We start from the raw sequence: 18,057 nt of genomic DNA, 5'->3' as shown, positions 1-18,057 counted from the left end.
TGTCATTCTGTCACATTTTCTATCAATTTTGCCATCAGGTAAACGTCTAGAAAGTCTCCATTCTTTGTTTTGGCACCACGTCGCTTGGTGCCTTCTATTTCAAAACCAAATTTTTCGTAAATATGGACTGCTCGCTCATTCCGTGCTTGTACGGTCAACTCCAAGCGCCTAATGATGCCTGAGTGTTCCGCCCAATCAATCGCTTCTTCCAACAGAATTTGCCCCAAGCCATGCCCCCAAAACTCCTTGGCCACTGCGATAAAAATATCACCAATATGGTTGACACGGACATGCGAAGCTGCTTCGATGTTCAAAACACCAATCACACGAGCATCACATTTCGCAAGTAAGCATACCTGATTTGGGCTCTCCAGATGATTCTGGATAAAACATGCGGTTTCTTCGACAGTCATATTGGGACTGTCATCGTCTTGACTCAAAAAGTCTGACTCCGTCACTACCTGCTCAAGAAAATCTGCCAGCCCAGCGGCATCGTCTAGCTCAGCTTCCTTAAACACAATTTCTTGCCTAGCCATGCTGGACAACCTCCATCAATGTCGTAGCCCTTTCACCATGAGCAGACAAGCTGATCTCCCGGCCTTGCCCAGAATGTTTGAGGGACACTTCCAAGTAATCCTCAGGCAAATGCTCTCCAAGAAGTCGCCCCCACTCAATCACTGTCACCCCATCGCCAAAGAGAAAATCATCCAAATCAATCGAATCTGGATCATCACCGATACGATACACATCCAAGTGATAAAGCGGTAAACGCCCTTCATATTCACGCACAATGGTATAGGTCGGGCTCTTAATCATCTGAACAATGCCTAGTCCTTGAGCAAGTCCTTTGGTAAAAGTCGTCTTTCCAGCCCCCAAATCTCCCGTTAGGACAATCACATCCTGAGCTTGTAGATGCCCTCCAAAATTTTTGCCATAGGCCATCAAATCTTCTTCATTTTGAAAATACATGGCTCTATTATACCAGAATCTAACCTTCGCTGTCATCAGCCATCAGACCTGTTACCTAAATGTAACACAGATATAAAAAATCTCGTTAGTTATATTCAGTCTAAAAAGCTCCACCCTAAAAATCTAATAGGCTTGTTCGGAAACTCACCAAAAAGACATTTGTAAGTTTTTAAATTGCTGTTACAGTCAACTCTCTTAGACAGTGGAGAAATCTGGCTTCAGAAACATCTTTCAGTTTCCAAATAAGTCTAACAAAAAAAACGAATGATAGCATTTCTTGACAAGTCCAAGAGATGCGTATCGTTCGTTTTTTTTTACGATTTTTATTTTTCAAATAATATCATCCATATGACAAACTATTATTAAGTAGGGCACAAGCAGAGATTTATAAATGTCCTCACTGCTCAATGCTTTTCGTCAAGGTTAGTTTTTTTGCTACTATCGTTTATTTTTTCAACATACGACCAGTATTCTTTCAAAAAACCGCCCTGATGATTGACAAGTGACCTCCTAAATCAGAGGATTACAGGTTTTCATTAAGCCAAAAGGAAATGAATGATAAAGAGAACATTCAAGACCCAAGTGACAGGATGAATCTCTTTGGCACGGCCTTGAACCACCTTACCAAGCGTGTAGAAAAGAAAACCAAAGGCAATACCATTTGTAATGCTGTAGCCAAAGCCCATAAAGATGGAGGCAAAGAAAGCAGGAATCGCTTCGGACATATCGTCCCAATCAACAGCCTTCAGACTTGAAATCATCATGATCCCCACCATGATCAAAACAGCAGCTGTCGCCTGCGTTGGAATGATAGACAAGAGCGGACTAAAGAAGCTTGAAAGCAGAAAGAGGCCTGCAACAACCAAGGATGTCAAACCAGTACGACCACCAACACCGATACCTGCTGCAGATTCAACGTAAGTCGTCACATTTGATGTCCCTGCAATCGCACCCGCCGTTGAACCAAAGACGTCTGCATAGAGAGCCTTTTTCAACTTAGGATCTAGATCTGTTGCATTTTCACTCGTTGTGTCAAAAATGCCCGTCTTCTGGCTTGTCCCGATGAGAGTTCCGATAGTGTCAAACATATCTGTCAGAGCAAAGGCAAAGACAGTCATAATCACTTCGGTAATACGACTAGAATCCGCAAAAAGCGTTCCAAGACCTGTGAAGGCCGCACCGAAAACAACACCTAAATCCTTAAAGGCCGTTACGATATTATTAGCCGCAAAGTCAATATTTGAAATGCTTACAACACCAAAAACAAGAGCAACGACCGTTGTCAAGAACATCGCGACCATCACGCCACCCTTGACATTTTTCACAAGAAGCACTGCCGTAATCACGATACCGATCAAAGCTACAATAACATTGATATTGTCAAAAGAAACCAGTGCTGGAACAGCTGACGCATCACCGACAATGGTCGCTGCCCCTTCTTGAGCTCCTTCACCTAAAACAGCGTAGCTACCTGGATTAAGGGTGAAATTAAGCAAACCAGCATTTTTAAGACCGAGATAAGTCAAGAAAATCCCGATACCACCACCAATAGCATGCTTTAGGTTTTCTGGAATTGATACGATGATCGCATGACGCAGCTTGGTCAAAGTTACGATAATCGAAATACATCCACAAAGGAAAACCATGGCTAGGGCTTCTTGCCAAGTATAGCCCAACCCAAAAACAACCGTGTAGGTAAAAAAGGCGTTCATTCCCATACCTGGTGCTTGGGCATAAGGCACATTGGCATAAAGGGCCATGATCAAGGTTCCAACGACCGAACCGATGATGGTCGAAAGAAACACCCCCTGAATCGGCATGCCAGTCTGAGCTAACATAGCTGGGTTGACAAAGAGAATATAAGACATCGCAAAGAAGGTCGTAAAACCTGCAAGGATCTCTGTACGAATTGTCGTATTGTGCTCCTTTAATTTAAAAAACTTTTCCATTAGCGAAAAGAATCTCCTTTATTTACGAATGATTATTTTATTATAAACAAAAATATTCGTTTTTACAAGTGTTCTTGTTCAAAAACTGTCAAAATATCCCATTTTCAAATTTATTGATATTATGATAGCCGAAAATTTCCCATAAGGATTCGTTTTTGTGTTACAATAGTAGCTATGATAACAGAAAAAAAACTGATCGCTGTCGATCTTGACGGCACCTTATTAAATTCAGACAGTCAACTCTCACAAGTCACCATTGATACCATTAAGCAGGTCGCAGGCTTAGGTCATCATGTGGTCATCACAACCGGTCGCCCATACCGCATGGCCAAGCATTATTACGACCAGCTTGGAATGACAGGCCCTATGATTAACTTTAACGGTTCTCTGACCCACATCCCTGGTCAGCGCTGGGCTTTTGAGCATGAACGAACCCTCGACAAGGCTATCTTTCTCGATATTTTAAAGCGAGAGCAGGACTGGCAAGCTGATTTTATCGCAGGAGAATTTCGGAAAAACTTCTATGTCACCCACACCAATCGCCATGCTATCTCTCCTGCTTTCTTTGCCGTTGAGAGCATTGATGACAACTCCGAACTAAAGCAAGAGAAAGTGACAAAAGCGCCAAATGTCATTCTCATGCAAACACGACACACGGACAAGATGGCTCTAGCTCGTGAAATGGAAACTATCTATCAAAATCAAGCAACTATCACCACCTGGGGCGGCCCCATGAATATTTTAGAAATTTCGGCCGAGGGCGTTCACAAGGCCTATGCGCTGGAGAAACTGCTAAGCGCTCTAAACATGAATCGCTCGCAGTTAATTGCCTTTGGAGATGAGCTTAACGATGATGAGATGCTAGCTTTTGCCCACACTGGCTATGCTATGAAAAATGCCAATCCAGAAATCCTACCCTATGCTGATAAACAACTCTCACTCACAAACGATGAAGATGGTGTTGCACGAAAACTTCAGGAATTGTTCTTATAGTAAATAAATTCTACTCACACAAAAACGGTGAAAACTCTGATTCTCATAAATAGAATCAGGGTTTATTTTTTCGCTGTTTCAAGCTAATACTCTTCAAAAATCACATTCAAGTCGTCACATCGCCTTGCCGTACTCTAAGTACGGCCCTCGGCTAGTTTTCTAGTTTGCTTTTTGATGTGTATTGAGTATCCACTTACATGACAATTACTTTTACTGATATTTTTGAATAATTTTAGTAACTTTCAGTAAATGTTTAGGCAAATGGTGAAATAAACCAGTAAAGAGCTTGACATTAGTGTGGAAGCGATTTATACTTTAAGAGTAGCCTTCTCGGTCTTAAGACTGAGAAGATTAAAAAATTAAGGAGGAGTCAATAATGAGTATCGGAATCATTATTGCAAGTCATGGCGAGTTTGCCGCTGGCATTCATCAGTCCGGTCAAATGATTTTCGGCGATCAAGAAAAAGTACAAGTCGTTACTTTTATGCCGAGCGAAGGACCAGACGATCTTTATGCTAAAATCGTAACCGCTATTGACGCATTTGACGCTGATGATGAGATTCTAGTCTTGGCTGACCTTTGGAGCGGGTCACCATTTAACCAAGCTAGTCGCGTCATGGGTGAACGCCCAGAACGTAAGTTTGCAATCATCACAGGTCTCAACTTACCTATGCTTATCCAAGCATATACTGAACGTTTAATGGACGCCAATGCTGGAGTGGACAAAGTTGCCGCCAACATTATCAAAGAATCCAAAGACGGTATCAAAGTTCTTCCGGAGGAATTGCAACCTGCTGAAGCATCACCTGCAGCGACACCTGCTGAAGGAGCACCACAAGGCGCGATCCCAGAAGGAACAGTCATCGGCGATGGCAAACTTAAAATCAATCTTGCCCGTATCGACACTCGTCTCTTGCACGGTCAAGTAGCAACAGCTTGGACACCGGCTTCTAAAGCTGATCGTATCATCGTGGCTTCTGATAAGGTTGCCGCTGATGATTTGCGTAAACAATTGATCAAGCAAGCTGCACCAAATGGTGTTAAAGCTAACGTTGTACCTATCAAAAAATTGATTGAGGCTGCAAAAGACCCACGTTTTGGCAATACACATGCCCTGATCCTCTTTGAAACACCTCAAGAAGCGCTGGAAGCGATCGAAGGCGGTGTTCCTATCGAAGAGCTCAATGTCGGATCAATGGCTCACTCAACAGGTAAGACAATGGTCAGCAATGTTCTTTCAATGGATAAAGACGATGTGGCTACCTTTGAGCGTTTGCGTGACTTGGGCGTTAAATTCGACGTCCGTAAAGTGCCGAATGACTCTAAGAAAGACTTATTTGAGTTGATTAACAAAGCCAATGTTCAGTAACTTGTGAAACTTAAGGGGCTAAAACACCTCATTAAGTAACGGTAGCCACTATGGTGTCTACCTAAATAGCTTACTAGTACTGATTCCTGACTAAATGTTAGTCATTCTGCTACGGCAATGCCTTGCCTAGCTTTCTTACTAGTTTATTGATTTTAACGAAAGGATTTATCATGTCAGATATTTCATTTATTTCTGCAATTCTGGTTGTCATTGTTGCCTTCTTTGCTGGTCTTGAAGGGATTCTAGATCAATTTAACATTCACCAGCCCCTTGTTGCCTGTACACTCATCGGATTGGTAACAGGTAATCTTGAAGCTGGAGTTATGCTCGGTGGCTCTCTTCAAATGATTGCCCTTGCTTGGGCTAATATCGGTGCAGCTGTCGCTCCTGATGCAGCATTAGCTTCTGTCGCTTCTGCTATCATCATGATTAAGGGAGGAAACTTCTCTAATGAGGGGATCGCAGTTGCAACAGCAACGGCAATACCTCTTGCCGTTGCTGGTCTCTTCCTTACTATGATTGTACGTACTATCTCCGTTGGTCTCGTTCATACAGCCGACCACGCTGCAAAAGAAGGAAATATCGCTAAGGTTGAGCGTACACATCTGATTGCTTTAGTTCTTCAAGGTCTTCGTATTGCGATTCCTGCTGCTGCTCTTCTTGCAATCCCAGCTCATACAGTTCAAGAGACTCTCGGTTTGATGCCTGACTGGCTCAATGGAGGCATGCAAATTGGTGGTGGTATGGTTGTTGCCGTAGGTTATGCTATGGTTATCAACATGATGGCAACCCGCGAAGTATGGCCATTCTTCGCTCTTGGTTTTGCCCTTGCAGCGGTTAACCAATTGACGCTTATCGCTCTTGGTACTATTGGTGTCGCTATGGCTCTCATCTACCTTAATCTTTCTAAAAAAGGGGATGCCGGTGGTGGAGCTGCTTCAGGATCAGGCGACCCAATTGGCGATATCCTTGAAGACTACTAAGAAGGGAGCGACATAAAATGACTGAAAAATTAACTCTTACAAAAGCTGATCGTCAGAAAATCTGGTGGCGTTCACAATTCCTACAAGGTTCATGGAACTATGAACGCATGCAAAACTTAGGTTGGGCCTACACATTAATCCCAGCTATCAAAAAACTTTACTCCTCTAAAGAAGACCAAGCGGCAGCTTTAGAGCGTCACTTAGAATTCTTTAATACTCATCCATACGTAGCAGCTCCAATCATTGGGGTAACACTCGCTCTTGAAGAAGAGCGTGCTGCTGGCGCTGACATTGATGACACTGCCATCCAAGGGGTTAAAATCGGTATGATGGGACCTCTTGCTGGTATCGGTGATCCCGTCTTCTGGTTTACAGTACGTCCAATTTTAGGTGCACTCGGAGCTTCCCTTGCTCAATCTGGTAACATCGTTGGACCACTCATTTTCTTCTTTGGTTGGAATATTATCCGTATGGCTTTCTTGTGGTACACTCAAGAATTTGGTTACCGTTCTGGTAAAGAAATCACCAAAGATATGTCTGGTGGCATCCTCCAAGATATCACTAAGGGTGCTTCCATACTTGGTATGTTTATCCTTGGTGTTCTTGTTGAGCGCTGGGTTTCAATCAGTTTTGCAGTTAGCCTTCCAGCCAAGCAATTGTCAGAAGGTGCCTATGTGACATTCCCTGAAGGGGCCGTTACAGGACCTGAACTGAAAGGTATTCTTGGACAAGCATTAGGCGGAATGAGCTTAGATAAATTCCAACCTCAATCTTTACAAGGCCAATTAGATTCTCTCATCCCTGGTTTCATGGGCTTAATGTTAACATTGCTCTGCATGTGGTTGCTTAAGAAAAAAGTCTCTCCAATCACCATCATTGTCGCATTATTTATTGTTGGTATTTTAGCACGTTACTTTAATATCATGTAATAACCAAAAAGAGGCTGGAACAAAAGTTCTGGCCTTTACAAAATAGTACCATCTTAGGAATTTAACAGTCTGTGAAATACCGTTGAAGCATCAAAGCTTTCAGCCTTCCAATATTTTATACGTAATCTTCCTCGATTATAAGCTCTTGGGAAGCGATGGTGAGCCATCAGAGCAGTCTGTCCTACACCCTTTTCCTTTATGATATTATAAGGCAATAAGCAAAAAATAATTCTTAGAAAGATTTATCATGGCACAATCACTTAATTCCCAGATAGACTTACACACCACAGGTGTTAGCTATATGGGCTTTGGCAACAAGGTTGGCAAATTCCTAATCGGCGACAAGGCTATCGAATTTTACTCCGATGTCAATGTCGAGCACTATATCCAAATGTCTTGGCAGTCTATTCAACATATCGGAGCTAATGTCTCAGGCAAAAAAATCAGTCGCCATTTTGAAGTACAAACCGAACAGGGACGTTTTCTCTTCGCTTCAAAAGACTCCGGTAAGATCTTAAAAATAGCCCGCGAGAAATTAGGGAATGACAAAGTTATCAAACTCCCAACACTTTTGCAAAAAATAGCTGGTTTCTTCAAGAAATCCTAATTGAACTAAAAAGCAACGGTAGCCCGACTCAAAAAAACCTACATATTCTTTCTGCCCATGCGACCGATTTAGAGATATGTTATCTGATGACAAGAGTAATGAGGCCACAGCACTCATAAAATTATCAAAAAGCAGACAGATATTGCTTGGCAGTCAAAGAAAATCAAAAGGGATTGTTAGACGAACTCCAGCCCTTCTTTGAGGTGAACAAGACAATTTATACCGACCAGCTAAGAAAGAGTTGCCCCGCCTTTATTATTTTTAGGGTTAACAGAATTTTCTCGTACGCCCTCTTACAGGTTGGTATTCTTAATCAGCGTAGTCACCACCTTCAACACCATAATATTCTTCCAGAGTCAAGCCAGACTCATAGATATCCGTCGCTTCTTGGCCGATATAGCGGATATGCCAAGTCTCTGGCATATAGCCTGTGATGGCTTCCTTACCTGGTAAATAGCGCATCACAAACCCGTATTCATGGGAATGGGCTTTAAGCCAATCCACTGAGGCTGAATCTTCTAAAAGATTACCCGAAGTGTCAATCAGATCAAAACCGAGACCGGACTGATGTTCACTGTAGCCTGGACGAGCTGAATATCGGTCAGCAGCAGCTTGTCCATCACGATCAACATAGCTTTGATAGAGCGTTGCTTGATAGGCATAACTGCGAAAACCACTGTAGTTATCAGAGATCGGATACCCCAGAGCCTGCATATCTGCCTTTAATTGATGAAAGGCTGCCACAGCCGAAGGATTTTCACCAGGTGCATAATCCGCTGATAAAGGATGTTTTTTATTCACAATGATGATTTCGTCACCGTATTTATTTTTAACACTAAAGTAGGTGCCGTTGTGTGTGACTTCCCCTTCCTCCGTAGAGGATGTTGAAGATCTAGAAACACTGCTTTGTTGCGTTTCTGTTGAGTGGTTGTTAGACTTATTCACCGTTTTTTTCTGATTGGATGATACCGCTGCTGAGGGCTCGTTTTTCTGCTCTGCTTTTTGCCCACAAGCCCCTAAAAATAAGGCGAACAAACCAAGTAAAACTAAGGCATACTTTTTCATCTAGACCTCCCATTGTCGATTCTTATCATTGTAATTGTAACACTTTCCAACACTTTTGGGAAACAAAATTAAAAGGTGATGCTACAGATATTTTTGGAACTCACTAAGAAACTGAAGTTAGAGTTTCAAATTAGTTCTTGTAACCACAGGTAGGATTTTTGATTTAAGAAAGCCTTTTTCGAGAATCGAAGCAATTTTTTAATGGAACACGTATTAACGATGACTGACAGAAAAGTAGCCTTAAATAAAAATGTTAAACTACAGATACAGGGGCTTACATACCTTTTCTGAAACGGGCATATCACCCTCACTTCAATCAATTGGATTTTATAAAACCTGCCCCTTTTTTGCCCCTTCTCCCTATCCAATTCCAAAGAAAACCCTCTGAAACGTTGATTTCAAAGGGTTTTTAGGATGCACAGAAAAAGAGCACACACCTTACCTCGCTTAGGGCTGCTGGATTCCTCCTCTGACCCGCTTCACGCAAAGATGTTGCTCCAAAGAATATTATATCATAATGCACCAAATATGCAACTGATTTATTTGAAGGGTATGTGCCTAAATTTTCGATGTAACTTCCCAAAGTAAATTCCGTTTGAGGCATGGGACTGGAAGTTAGTGTGAGATGTGTTATTATGGTGGCATTAAGTCTGAGATGTTTCTAAGAAAGAGGTTCCTATGACATCCCAAAAACACAAACACTTAACTCTTTCTGAACGCATGGATATCCAACTGGGATTGGAAAGTCAGAAATCATTCAAAGACATTGCTCTGTCTATTCAGAAAGCACCTCTCTAACGATTTTTAGCATTAGGACATTCAAAAAATGATAACTACCAGACTAGCAATGTTAATGGCATATCTTTGACTCATCTCCTGTAGATTGCCAGAGAGATATTACTTTCTGAGCCATGAAACGAGCTTTGCGAGAAAACCTCTTCTGGATGCAACTTCTTCTATTGATGGTCCCTTGTGAATTTCCTCCTCTAGTAGACCGGCATCAAGTTGAAGTTGGTATTTTTCTTCAGCTTCTTGAATGAATTGATCCTGAGAAGATAGGGCACGACTGCCCATCTCCATTTTGATGAAGGAAAAATCACCTGTAGACTGGATCTGACGTCCCTTGACGGTATCATTAAATTGTTTTTCCATATAATCCAAAATTCTAGCACGAATATTAGCATCAAAAATAGGAGCTGCAATTTCCACACGTTCCTTCATATTACGCGTCATCAAGTCAGCCGAAGCAATATAAATTGTCTGAGATTCATCATTTCCAAATATATAAATGCGAGGGTGTTCCAAATAGCGCCCAACAATGCTATGAATCTCAATATTGTCTGTCTTGCCCTCAATGCATGGAAGGAGACAGCATATCCCACGAATAATTAACTTTACTCGAACACCCGCTTGGGCGGCTTCTACCAGCTTATTAATGAAATGGTAATCTGTTAACGAATTAAACTTAAAGAAAAGATAGCCATTCTGCCCTTTCGCAATCTCTATGTCAATTAGCTCTTCGAATCGTTGCCCCATACTGGTAGGTGCTTGTAGGAGATGCTTATATTTTCCATTGAGATTGCCAAGTGATAGGTTTTTGAAAAAGTCACTGGCATCCAAACCAAGTTCATAATTAGCTGTGATGAGCGAAAAGTCGGTATAGAGTTTGGAAGTCGATTCGTTATAGTTTCCTGTCCCGATCTGAGTAATATAGTTAAAATTATCCTTTTCATCTTTGAAGATAGCTAAAAATATCTTCGAATGTGTCTTATACTCTTCAAAACCGTAAATGATGTTGCAACCAGCCTCAGCTAGAATGCCAGCATACTTGATATTGCTCTCCTCATCAAACCGCGCCTTTAGCTCCATTAAAACAGTCACTTCAATTCCATTTTCAGCCGCTTTGCAAAGGTATTTTACAATTTCTGAATTCTTAGCTAGGCGGTAAATCGTTATTTTGATTGCCAGACAGTCCGTATCGTTTGCTATTTCCTTCAAAAGTTGAATGTAACCGTTGATATCGTCGTAGGGATAAGATAAAAATTGATCTTTTTCACGCACCTCGTTGATAATTGATGGGCTGTTCAGAAACGGGTTAAAGGCATGAATCGGTTTGTAGAGCAGTTCTTCTTTGTACGCAGATGGAACTGCATTGATGAGAGGAAACACAAAATCCATAGCTAGTGGGCTCTGTGATACAAAATAGTGATTATTATCTAGTTTTAAATTTTCTAAGAGGAAGCTCTTAATATGGTTGGGCAACTTCCCTTGAGATTCCAGCCGAACCGTGCTAAGACGCTTGCGCTTCTTAACGATAAACTTCATAAACTCTTTGTAATCTTCAAATAGATCTTGATTTTCATTGTCCGCGTTCAAATCAGCATTACGCGTGACAGAGATAATCGTTTTAGACATAACTTTGTAGTCTTTGAAAATTGATTCGACTTTCCCTAAAATCAATTCTTCCATCAAGATAAAGCCAACCTGGTGACCCGTCAACATCAAAAAACTGGGAAGATGCTTCTGAATTGGAATCAAGCAAAGCAAGCTTTTCTCATTTTTTTCTAATTCCGTAATGATGTAGAGTCTGTTATTTTCTAGAAAAGGTAGGGGATGCCTTTTATCAATGACCTGTGGAAAAATCAGCTCTTCAATCTGTGTATGATAATATTTCTCCGCAAACTCTAGCTGAGAATCGCTCAATTGCTCAAAACGCAGCGAACGGATATGATGGAACTCTAATTGTGAAAGGAGTTTGAGATAAATACTATCTTTTTTCTGGTACATAGCAGGCACTATCTCAAGGATTTTTTTGATCTGTTGATCAGGAGTCATTCCCGTTTTGGAATCTTTAGTGAACTTTTCAAGCAATTTCAAATCACATAAAGCTCCGACTCGAACCATAAAAAATTCATCGAGATTACTGTCATAAATACTAATAAATTTTAGTCGCTCTAATAGAGGAACCTCACTCATTTGTGCTTCATCAAGAACACGCTCATTAAACCGCAACCAAGCAATTTCTCTGTTTTGCATAAAAGGGGAATACACCATCTCAATACGTTCCTTTATTTATTTTTTTCAAGATAATCTAGCAAGTATCCTTCACGAATACCTTTATTAGAAACAAATACCATTTCAACATCGTATTTCTTACAGATTTCTAACAAAATGGCCATACCTGGTACAAAAGTATGAAGACGGTCAGGTGCAATCTTTATAAGCGTTTTAAATGCTCTTTTATCATATGAGACCATTTTCTTCGATAGATTCTTCAATTGCTTTACAGAAAACTGAGTGCTACTTTCTGTCTTACCCATACTCTGAATCACACGTCCAATTGCACGAACAGTGCCGCCAATTCCAAACAGGGTTTCAAAAGTTCCTAAATCAGTTTTAGATTTTAATAATCCTTTTACATGGTTGCGCATCGCAAAGAATTCAGCCTCGACTGGCAATATTTCTTTGACAAATTCCTTAGAAAGACTCAGACTTCCAATCGACAGACTAGCATCTCCAACGATTCCATCATCTTGATAGATGGCAACCTCAGACGAACCACCTCCGATATCGACAAAGAGACCATCCGTTTTACCGTAAACTTCTTCAATTCCGATGTGACCTAGTCTACTTTCTTCATCCTGACTCAGCAGATCAATCGTGATTCCTAACTCATCTTTGACTTCAACGATGATTTCCTGATTATTAGTCGCATTTCGCAATGATGCTGTCGCAAAAAAGAGCATTTGTTCTATCTTAACCGATTTCTTGATATCAAGAATATTAGAAATAGTCACTTTCAACCCTTCAATTCCCTCACGAGAGAGCTTGTCTTCCTCAAAATAAGAAGCTAAACCGACTGTGTATTTTTTAGAGAATAGAATCGTATATCCGTTTTCTTCTACCTGATAGACGTTCAAACGAATTGTATTTGAGCCTATGTCGACAATTCCGTAGTTCATAAAAGTCCTCCATAGCCATATTATACACCCTTAATAGCAGGATAGTGATAGTGACAAGGAAATTTTACTTAAATTTTACAATAAATTGTTATATCTGGATCACTAATCAATTACAATAAACATATCGAAACAAAACTAAAAGGACTGAGTTCTGTCCAATACAGGATTCAATCCTTCGCGTAAATATAATGTCTAACTTTTGGGATGGTTCAAAACGAGGTGGTTGTACACTAGCTGTAAGCCGTTGGACTCCAGCTGCGCCTAAAGATGCTCGCTGAATTTCGTTCAGATGATGCTGCTATTATTTGACTGCTGAGCGGACAATTTGTCTAGAAAACCCGCCTTGCCCGTTGAACAACGTTTAAGCCTACGTTCCCACGTTTTCTTTTGCCGTCTGATCAAGGTCACACGATCCTCTCCAACGACAATCAGCTTATTGCGTTTTCGTTTTCTTCGCTCGTCGTTGCCGAAAAAAATCCTGCATGATGCCTGCGCAGGCTAGTTCAAGGATACCCGCCTCCACCTGAACACGGTGATTGAGGCGTTCGTCTGTCAAGATATCATAAAGGCTGCCAGCTGCGCCGAACTTGGTATTGGCTGCGCCGTAGACGACCCGAGGAATGCGAGCCAAACCAATAGCACCACTACACATGACGCAAGGCTCGATGGTCACAAATAGCGTACAATCCAACAAACGCCAGTTGCCTTCGTGGGTATTGGCTGCGTTGATGGCCATAATTTCAGCATGCATAACGGCTTGATTGAGTTCCTCACGCGCATTGTGCCCACGGCCGATGATTTCTCCGTCCTTGACAATGACACAACCGATAGGGATTTCCTCATTAGCTAAGGCTTTTTCAGCCTCCTGCAAGGCTGCCCTCATAAACACTTCTTTTTCTTCTAAGCTATATTCCATACTCTTATTTTAGCAGAAAATCATCAATTTGTAAGAAGATGTGGTATACTAAACTCTCAAACAAACGGTCAGAAAGGAGGCCCGTATGAAGCCCTTAATTTCTAAATCACCTGATGTTCCTTCCTTATCTACTGAGGAGATGGCATTTCTCACTACCTTAATCTTTGGTAAAAAATGATGCCTCAACCCTGCGATGTTCTCTTTATCTTTAGCGGGACTCATCCAGGTCACTGGGAAAAAGCGATCGAAGCCTACCAAAAGGGCTATGCTAAAACGATTATCGTCACAGGAGGGCGCAGTCTGACTGGAACAGCACATCCCGACTGGCAGGGTGAGACGGAGGCCGGTGTTATTATCAATCACCTAATCGCCGCAGGCATCCCTAGCTCTAGCATCGTTGCTGAAAAACAATCAACCAACACCCTAGAAAATGTGCTTTATGCCAAAAAAATCTTTGATTTTGATGCCATCAAATCTCTGATGTTTATCTGCAAAAGCCATGCAACAGGTCGCCAGTGGCGGACACTGACCAAGCATTTACCGCAGCATATTCCAATGATTCCCTACACATTTGACACTGCCTATCAGGAAACAACCATTACACGCGACAACTGGATGACCACTGGGCGCTCGCGCGTCTGGGGAGAATACCCCCGTATCTGTCATTACGGTGAAAAAGGCGACATTACACCGCTCAGCGAGCGGCTACATACAAAATAAAAACTGGGTTCAAGTTTAGACCCTGCGCTTAAAAGGTGACTTGGTGAAGCGAAAACCATCCCATCCAGTAGCTAGTTTCAGCCAAAGCTTGGAAAGCCTTTTTTAGTTAGCTGAAATTGATTTCAATTCCATCATTCATAAAAAACTTCAAAGCTTGTTCTGCTAGTAAATGTTTGGCCTGCTTTGAGAGTGATGTCACCAAAATGAGGATTTTTCAAGGCATCGGGCAGAATTTGGGTTTCTAGAGTAAAGGCGCCGTGTGGCACAATGCTGCGCCCTTCTGCCACAGGCCAACCGTAAGTATAGATGACCACAGCGGGTAAATCCGTATCCAAGGTTAGTCGAACCTTGCCATCACCTGATTTGGCCTCAACCTGAGGAGCATTGCCCTCCAAGACCCAAGCGTGATCATAGCCTTGGGCAATCTGATGCTGCAAATCATCGCGGTTAAATCCTTGCGAAATAGGTGACAATTCTCGGAAATCAAAAACCGTATTGTCTACAGACTCCAGTTGACCAGTAGGCGTGTTGTCTTCTTTGAGTGGTGCGTACTGCTGGGCCTGAATCTTGAGCTGATGGTCATCGATAGGTTTGGTGATGTCACCATCTAGGTTAAAGTAGACATGATTAGTCGGGTTGAAGACCGTGTCTTGCTCGGATTTCCCCTCAACTGTGTAAGTCAGGCGATTGCCCTCTAGCTGATAGATCACTCGCACCTCAATCGGCCCAGGAAAACCATTTTGCCCATCAGTCAAAAGAGTTGAGAAAGCCACACTGGTCTCGTTCAAAACCTCAGCATCCCAGTAAGCTGCGTGCAGACTCTCAGGTCCGCCGTGCAGGTTATTGCCTTTTTCATTTGCAGTCAGCTGATGACGTTTGCCAGCAACCTCAATCTCTGCACCAGATAAGCGCCCTGCGACAGGACCGACCATAGCTCCCATATAAATGTCTTCTTGACGGTAAGCCTCATCACTGTCGTAGCTGACCACAATGTTTCGTTTGCTCGCACCATCTGGCACTAAAAAAGACACAATACGAGCTCCAAAATTCGTCACAGCAACCTCGACACCTGTCGGACTGCTAATTTGGTAAAGCTTGGCTTGCTCACTTCCAAAAGATGTCATTTCAACAGTCATAAAATCTCCTTTAGATTAGTTACAAACGAGGCTAAGTCCAATGTACTCAGCCTCGTTTCGTTTATAGTTTGAACAGTAGCAGTGGTTCATTGGCGCTAAAGCACCTAATGATCTTTGCAGGAGTAAGACTGAGTTGGCATAGCCAACAAGTCTTACTCTCAACCATACAGGGAGGGAGACAACGAAAGCGATTTCACTGAAGTCACAGCTTCTGTCTCATTCCCTCTTTTTCTGTTTGTAGGCTTAAATTTAGTATATAACATTTACACTTAAATGTTAACTAAAAGCCTTTGCATCTACTAACTACCCTTTATTCATCTTCCTCATCGTCTAGATGAGCTAACAAGCCGTTAACTTTCTTGGTATTGCTGGTTGCAAATGCCACCAAATCTTCATTCATACCAACCAATTCATTGTTGATGAAGCCAATAACCATCGGCATGCTCATGCCTGCATAGAGTTCGAAGTCATACCCCTCCATTAACAATCTCGAAGCGACATTGCACGGGGTGCCTCCGAGAAGATCCGCAAAGACAACAACATCGTCAAAATCCTTAATGAGCGCCTCAAACTTCGCCCGGAAGTCCTCTGCACTCTCAGAAGGCTCTAAGCTCACTGTATGAATATTATCCTGTGTTCCCATCAGCATCTCTGTACTGGCCTTGAGCCCTTCACAGAAACTACCGTGGCTGATTAATACGAGTTGTTTTGCCATAATTACGCCATCCCAAATAAGAAGTGACCAAGCGCTGAGAAGCCAACCGCAAGCAAGATAATAATCAAGATAGCTTTCGTTGAAGTCATGCCTTTACGACCAAGAAGCCAGAAGACAAATCCTGTGAAGATAGCTGGTACTAAGCGTGGGAAGATAGAGTTAAGCAAGTCTTGAATGTCAATGACTTTTTCGCCGATCGTTGGCATCCAAGACACTTCAAAGTTGATCATCGTCGCAATCAAAGCGCCAACCATGAATACCCCCATAACAGAGGCTGCATCAACCAAAGCATTGAGCTGGTCGCGCATGGTAGTGATCAGTTTAGTCCCTTCACGGTAAGCAATTTCCAGCTGTTTCCAACGAAAAACATTAATAGCCATAGTCACTGCTACCCAAAGAAAGACACCAACTGGGTTTCTTTGTGCTGCTAAAGTCGCTGCAATGGTTCCCATAATAGCTGGCACAAGGGAGCCAAAGATAGAGTCACCGATAGGTGCAAATGGTCCCATAAGACCTGTCTTGATCCCGTTAACCGCATCTTTAGAGGCCACTCCTTCATTTTCCTCAAGAGCAAGGTCAATACCTGTGATAATCGTATGGAAGAAGTTTGATGTGTTGAAAAATTGCGTATGCAACTTCATCATTTCTTTCAATTCAGGTGTGCCGTCCCCGTACATTTTGCGCAATTGAGGCAAGATGATGTAGAGATAGCCTGAACCCTGCATCCGCTCGTAGTTCCAACCTAATTGAAAAGTTAAAAGACTCCGCTTGTTAATCTGATTAAAATCTTCTTTGGTTAATTTGTAATTAGAGTTCGTCATCTTCAATTTCCCCGCTTTCTACATTAGAAGCCGTTGGTGCAACAACTGTCACGCGCTGGCTATTCTTATAGTGAAGGATAGCCAGAAGAGCACCGATGATCGCAATACCAATCATAGGAAGTCCCTTGAAATTATTGACAAAGCTTAATTGACCATCCTTTGGAAGCAAACCATTGATTGGTTCTAAGTAGCTAGCAACCGCAGTGCCTAAGCTTTGAATGTTCGCATAAACAACGGTCAACATAGCCGTAATCCCAAAACCTGCCGCCAAGTAATGGAGATTACGTTTGAGTGGCAAGTAGTGAAGCAAGATAGCAAACCCGAGACCAGGAAGCATCCGTCCTGCAAGCGTCAACCCTGCTGCCAACCATTTCACACTATCAACAAAGTCCACAACAGTCTGTACAAAACTACCACCCAAGGCAAGGGCCAAGAAAACAGGAAGCGCACGAGAGAGCGCCCAAGGAATGGCACCGAGAAGATAGTTGCGTTCGATTCCTTTGTAATCAAAGCGTTCTACTGCGGTATCAATACGGTGCGCAAAGTAAGTTGTGGTCATACGCCCCAAGATATCAGTGTAAACCAAGAGTGCCGCTACCGGTACAGCAATCGTTGTTACCGCAAGCTCAGGGTCAATCCCCTGTGCTACTGAGAAAGCTGTCGCCAAAACTGCACCTGATGTCGCATCAATACGTGATGCCCCACCAAAAGTTCCAACACCGAGAACGGTGAGCTGCAAACTAGCACCAATCACAAGACCAGTACCTAAATCGCCCATAACAAGACCTGCGATAAATCCAGCAAAAACAGGTGAGCCTGCTGACGTATTAATCGTCAACTCATCACAGATTTGATAAGCCGAGTACAAGGTAAGTAAAAGAATTTGCCACCATTGAATCATGATGTAACCTCCTAAAAAATTT

General features: G+C 42.3%; 17 protein-coding genes, 1 other RNA gene and 1 pseudogene. 7 read left to right on the top strand and 12 right to left on the bottom strand.

The window, feature by feature from the left end; translation table 11 throughout:
• Positions 1 to 2: 2 nt before the first annotated feature.
• From A3I5_RS0108155 to A3I5_RS0108145, 3 genes are all read right to left on the bottom strand, one after another.
• Positions 3 to 536 (bottom strand): GNAT family N-acetyltransferase, encoded by a 534-nt coding sequence (locus A3I5_RS0108155; RefSeq protein ID WP_018374104.1) that lies wholly within the window; start codon positions 534 to 536, stop codon positions 3 to 5.
• Entirely contained in the window at positions 529 to 969 is a 441-nt protein-coding gene (gene tsaE, locus A3I5_RS0108150) for a tRNA (adenosine(37)-N6)-threonylcarbamoyltransferase complex ATPase subunit type 1 TsaE (RefSeq protein WP_018374103.1), read from the bottom strand. The genes A3I5_RS0108155 and tsaE overlap by 8 nt, the downstream gene beginning before the upstream one ends.
• Positions 970 to 1,505: 536 nt before the next feature.
• Positions 1,506 to 2,918, bottom strand: a complete 1,413-nt coding sequence (locus A3I5_RS0108145; RefSeq protein WP_018374102.1) for an NCS2 family permease — start codon at positions 2,916 to 2,918, stop codon at positions 1,506 to 1,508.
• A 174-nt stretch (positions 2,919 to 3,092) separates the two neighbouring features.
• Here A3I5_RS0108145 and A3I5_RS0108140 point away from each other — a divergent pair, with 174 nt between their 5' ends.
• The 5 genes from A3I5_RS0108140 to A3I5_RS0108120 all read left to right on the top strand — a co-directional run bounded on the left by A3I5_RS0108140 (position 3,093) and on the right by A3I5_RS0108120 (position 7,799).
• Entirely contained in the window at positions 3,093 to 3,911 is an 819-nt protein-coding gene (locus A3I5_RS0108140; RefSeq protein ID WP_018374101.1) for a Cof-type HAD-IIB family hydrolase, read from the top strand.
• A gap of 376 nt (positions 3,912 to 4,287) precedes the next feature.
• Complete coding sequence (locus A3I5_RS0108135) at positions 4,288 to 5,280, top strand: PTS sugar transporter subunit IIB (protein ID WP_018374100.1); 993 nt, start codon at positions 4,288 to 4,290, stop codon at positions 5,278 to 5,280.
• A gap of 170 nt (positions 5,281 to 5,450) precedes the next feature.
• The gene (locus A3I5_RS0108130; protein ID WP_018374099.1) at positions 5,451 to 6,263 is read left to right on the top strand and encodes a PTS mannose/fructose/sorbose transporter subunit IIC; all 813 of its coding nucleotides are present in this window, start codon (positions 5,451 to 5,453) and stop codon (positions 6,261 to 6,263) included.
• A 17-nt stretch (positions 6,264 to 6,280) separates the two neighbouring features.
• Positions 6,281 to 7,192 carry a PTS system mannose/fructose/sorbose family transporter subunit IID gene (locus A3I5_RS0108125; RefSeq protein ID WP_018374098.1) on the top strand — a complete coding sequence of 304 codons (912 nt, stop codon included), beginning with the start codon at positions 6,281 to 6,283 and terminating at the stop codon, positions 7,190 to 7,192.
• Positions 7,193 to 7,439: 247 nt separating this feature from the next.
• Entirely contained in the window at positions 7,440 to 7,799 is a 360-nt protein-coding gene (locus A3I5_RS0108120) for a DUF956 family protein (protein WP_018374097.1), read from the top strand.
• A 309-nt stretch (positions 7,800 to 8,108) separates the two neighbouring features.
• Here A3I5_RS0108120 and ldcB read toward each other — a convergent pair whose 3' ends face one another.
• On the bottom strand, positions 8,109 to 8,864 hold the full coding sequence (gene ldcB, locus A3I5_RS0108115; RefSeq protein WP_018374096.1) for an LD-carboxypeptidase LdcB/DacB: 756 nt from the start codon (positions 8,862 to 8,864) through the stop codon (positions 8,109 to 8,111).
• 418 nt (positions 8,865 to 9,282) lie between these two features.
• Positions 9,283 to 9,368, bottom strand: an RNA gene (gene ffs, locus A3I5_RS12370) — signal recognition particle sRNA small type.
• Positions 9,369 to 9,542: 174 nt separating this feature from the next.
• On the opposite strand from ffs, the gene A3I5_RS12365 reads away from it, so the two are divergent.
• Complete coding sequence (locus A3I5_RS12365; RefSeq protein WP_018374095.1) at positions 9,543 to 9,662, top strand: helix-turn-helix domain-containing protein; 120 nt, start codon at positions 9,543 to 9,545, stop codon at positions 9,660 to 9,662.
• A 99-nt stretch (positions 9,663 to 9,761) separates the two neighbouring features.
• Here the strand turns inward: A3I5_RS12365 and ppk1 are convergent, their stop codons facing one another.
• The 3 genes from ppk1 to tadA all read right to left on the bottom strand — a co-directional run bounded on the left by ppk1 (position 9,762) and on the right by tadA (position 13,742).
• Positions 9,762 to 11,900 (bottom strand): polyphosphate kinase 1, encoded by a 2,139-nt coding sequence (gene ppk1, locus A3I5_RS0108105; protein WP_231869665.1) that lies wholly within the window; start codon positions 11,898 to 11,900, stop codon positions 9,762 to 9,764.
• 32 nt (positions 11,901 to 11,932) lie between these two features.
• Positions 11,933 to 12,826, bottom strand: coding sequence for a Ppx/GppA phosphatase family protein (locus A3I5_RS0108100; RefSeq protein ID WP_018374093.1), 894 nt, complete (start codon positions 12,824 to 12,826; stop codon positions 11,933 to 11,935).
• Between the two features lie 433 nt (positions 12,827 to 13,259).
• Positions 13,260 to 13,742 (bottom strand): tRNA adenosine(34) deaminase TadA, encoded by a 483-nt coding sequence (tadA, locus tag A3I5_RS0108095; RefSeq protein ID WP_018374092.1) that lies wholly within the window; start codon positions 13,740 to 13,742, stop codon positions 13,260 to 13,262.
• An 85-nt stretch (positions 13,743 to 13,827) separates the two neighbouring features.
• Here tadA and A3I5_RS11865 point away from each other — a divergent pair.
• Positions 13,828 to 14,462, top strand: a pseudogene (locus A3I5_RS11865) (YdcF family protein).
• A 131-nt stretch (positions 14,463 to 14,593) separates the two neighbouring features.
• On the opposite strand, the gene A3I5_RS0108085 reads toward A3I5_RS11865, so the two are convergent.
• From A3I5_RS0108085 to A3I5_RS0108070, 4 genes are all read right to left on the bottom strand, one after another.
• A complete protein-coding gene (locus A3I5_RS0108085; RefSeq protein ID WP_018374089.1) occupies positions 14,594 to 15,598 on the bottom strand; it encodes an aldose epimerase family protein in 1,005 nt (334 codons plus the stop codon).
• Between the two features lie 310 nt (positions 15,599 to 15,908).
• Positions 15,909 to 16,313, bottom strand: a complete 405-nt coding sequence (locus A3I5_RS0108080) for a PTS sugar transporter subunit IIA (RefSeq protein ID WP_018374088.1) — start codon at positions 16,311 to 16,313, stop codon at positions 15,909 to 15,911.
• 2 nt (positions 16,314 to 16,315) lie between these two features.
• Positions 16,316 to 17,134 (bottom strand): PTS system mannose/fructose/sorbose family transporter subunit IID, encoded by an 819-nt coding sequence (locus A3I5_RS0108075; protein ID WP_018374087.1) that lies wholly within the window; start codon positions 17,132 to 17,134, stop codon positions 16,316 to 16,318.
• On the bottom strand, positions 17,121 to 18,035 hold the full coding sequence (locus A3I5_RS0108070; protein ID WP_018374086.1) for a PTS mannose/fructose/sorbose/N-acetylgalactosamine transporter subunit IIC: 915 nt from the start codon (positions 18,033 to 18,035) through the stop codon (positions 17,121 to 17,123). The genes A3I5_RS0108075 and A3I5_RS0108070 overlap by 14 nt, the downstream gene beginning before the upstream one ends.
• Positions 18,036 to 18,057: the final 22 nt, after the last annotated feature.

Source organism: Streptococcus merionis DSM 19192, from assembly GCF_000380085.1.
GTDB classification, from domain to species: domain Bacteria; phylum Bacillota; class Bacilli; order Lactobacillales; family Streptococcaceae; genus Streptococcus; species Streptococcus merionis.
The sequence above is the reverse complement of the archived record's forward strand: the minus strand, read 5'-3'. Positions and strand labels throughout refer to the sequence as shown.

Excerpts from the sequence above, each read along its gene's own strand:
- A3I5_RS0108155 (WP_018374104.1), bottom strand. The coding sequence starts at position 536 with ATGGCTAGGCAAGAAATTGTGTTTAAGGAAGCTGAGCTAGACGATGCC.
- tsaE (WP_018374103.1), bottom strand. The coding sequence starts at position 969 with ATGTATTTTCAAAATGAAGAAGATTTGATGGCCTATGGCAAAAATTTT.
- A3I5_RS0108145 (WP_018374102.1), bottom strand. The coding sequence starts at position 2,918 with ATGGAAAAGTTTTTTAAATTAAAGGAGCACAATACGACAATTCGTACA.
- A3I5_RS0108140 (WP_018374101.1), top strand. The coding sequence starts at position 3,093 with ATGATAACAGAAAAAAAACTGATCGCTGTCGATCTTGACGGCACCTTA.
- A3I5_RS0108135 (WP_018374100.1), top strand. The coding sequence starts at position 4,288 with ATGAGTATCGGAATCATTATTGCAAGTCATGGCGAGTTTGCCGCTGGC.
- A3I5_RS0108130 (WP_018374099.1), top strand. The coding sequence starts at position 5,451 with ATGTCAGATATTTCATTTATTTCTGCAATTCTGGTTGTCATTGTTGCC.
- A3I5_RS0108125 (WP_018374098.1), top strand. The coding sequence starts at position 6,281 with ATGACTGAAAAATTAACTCTTACAAAAGCTGATCGTCAGAAAATCTGG.
- A3I5_RS0108120 (WP_018374097.1), top strand. The coding sequence starts at position 7,440 with ATGGCACAATCACTTAATTCCCAGATAGACTTACACACCACAGGTGTT.
- ldcB (WP_018374096.1), bottom strand. The coding sequence starts at position 8,864 with ATGAAAAAGTATGCCTTAGTTTTACTTGGTTTGTTCGCCTTATTTTTA.
- A3I5_RS12365 (WP_018374095.1), top strand. The coding sequence starts at position 9,543 with ATGACATCCCAAAAACACAAACACTTAACTCTTTCTGAACGCATGGAT.
- ppk1 (WP_231869665.1), bottom strand. The coding sequence starts at position 11,900 with ATGCAAAACAGAGAAATTGCTTGGTTGCGGTTTAATGAGCGTGTTCTT.
- A3I5_RS0108100 (WP_018374093.1), bottom strand. The coding sequence starts at position 12,826 with ATGAACTACGGAATTGTCGACATAGGCTCAAATACAATTCGTTTGAAC.
- tadA (WP_018374092.1), bottom strand. The coding sequence starts at position 13,742 with ATGGAATATAGCTTAGAAGAAAAAGAAGTGTTTATGAGGGCAGCCTTG.
- A3I5_RS0108085 (WP_018374089.1), bottom strand. The coding sequence starts at position 15,598 with ATGACTGTTGAAATGACATCTTTTGGAAGTGAGCAAGCCAAGCTTTAC.
- A3I5_RS0108080 (WP_018374088.1), bottom strand. The coding sequence starts at position 16,313 with ATGGCAAAACAACTCGTATTAATCAGCCACGGTAGTTTCTGTGAAGGG.
- A3I5_RS0108075 (WP_018374087.1), bottom strand. The coding sequence starts at position 17,134 with ATGACGAACTCTAATTACAAATTAACCAAAGAAGATTTTAATCAGATT.
- A3I5_RS0108070 (WP_018374086.1), bottom strand. The coding sequence starts at position 18,035 with ATGATTCAATGGTGGCAAATTCTTTTACTTACCTTGTACTCGGCTTAT.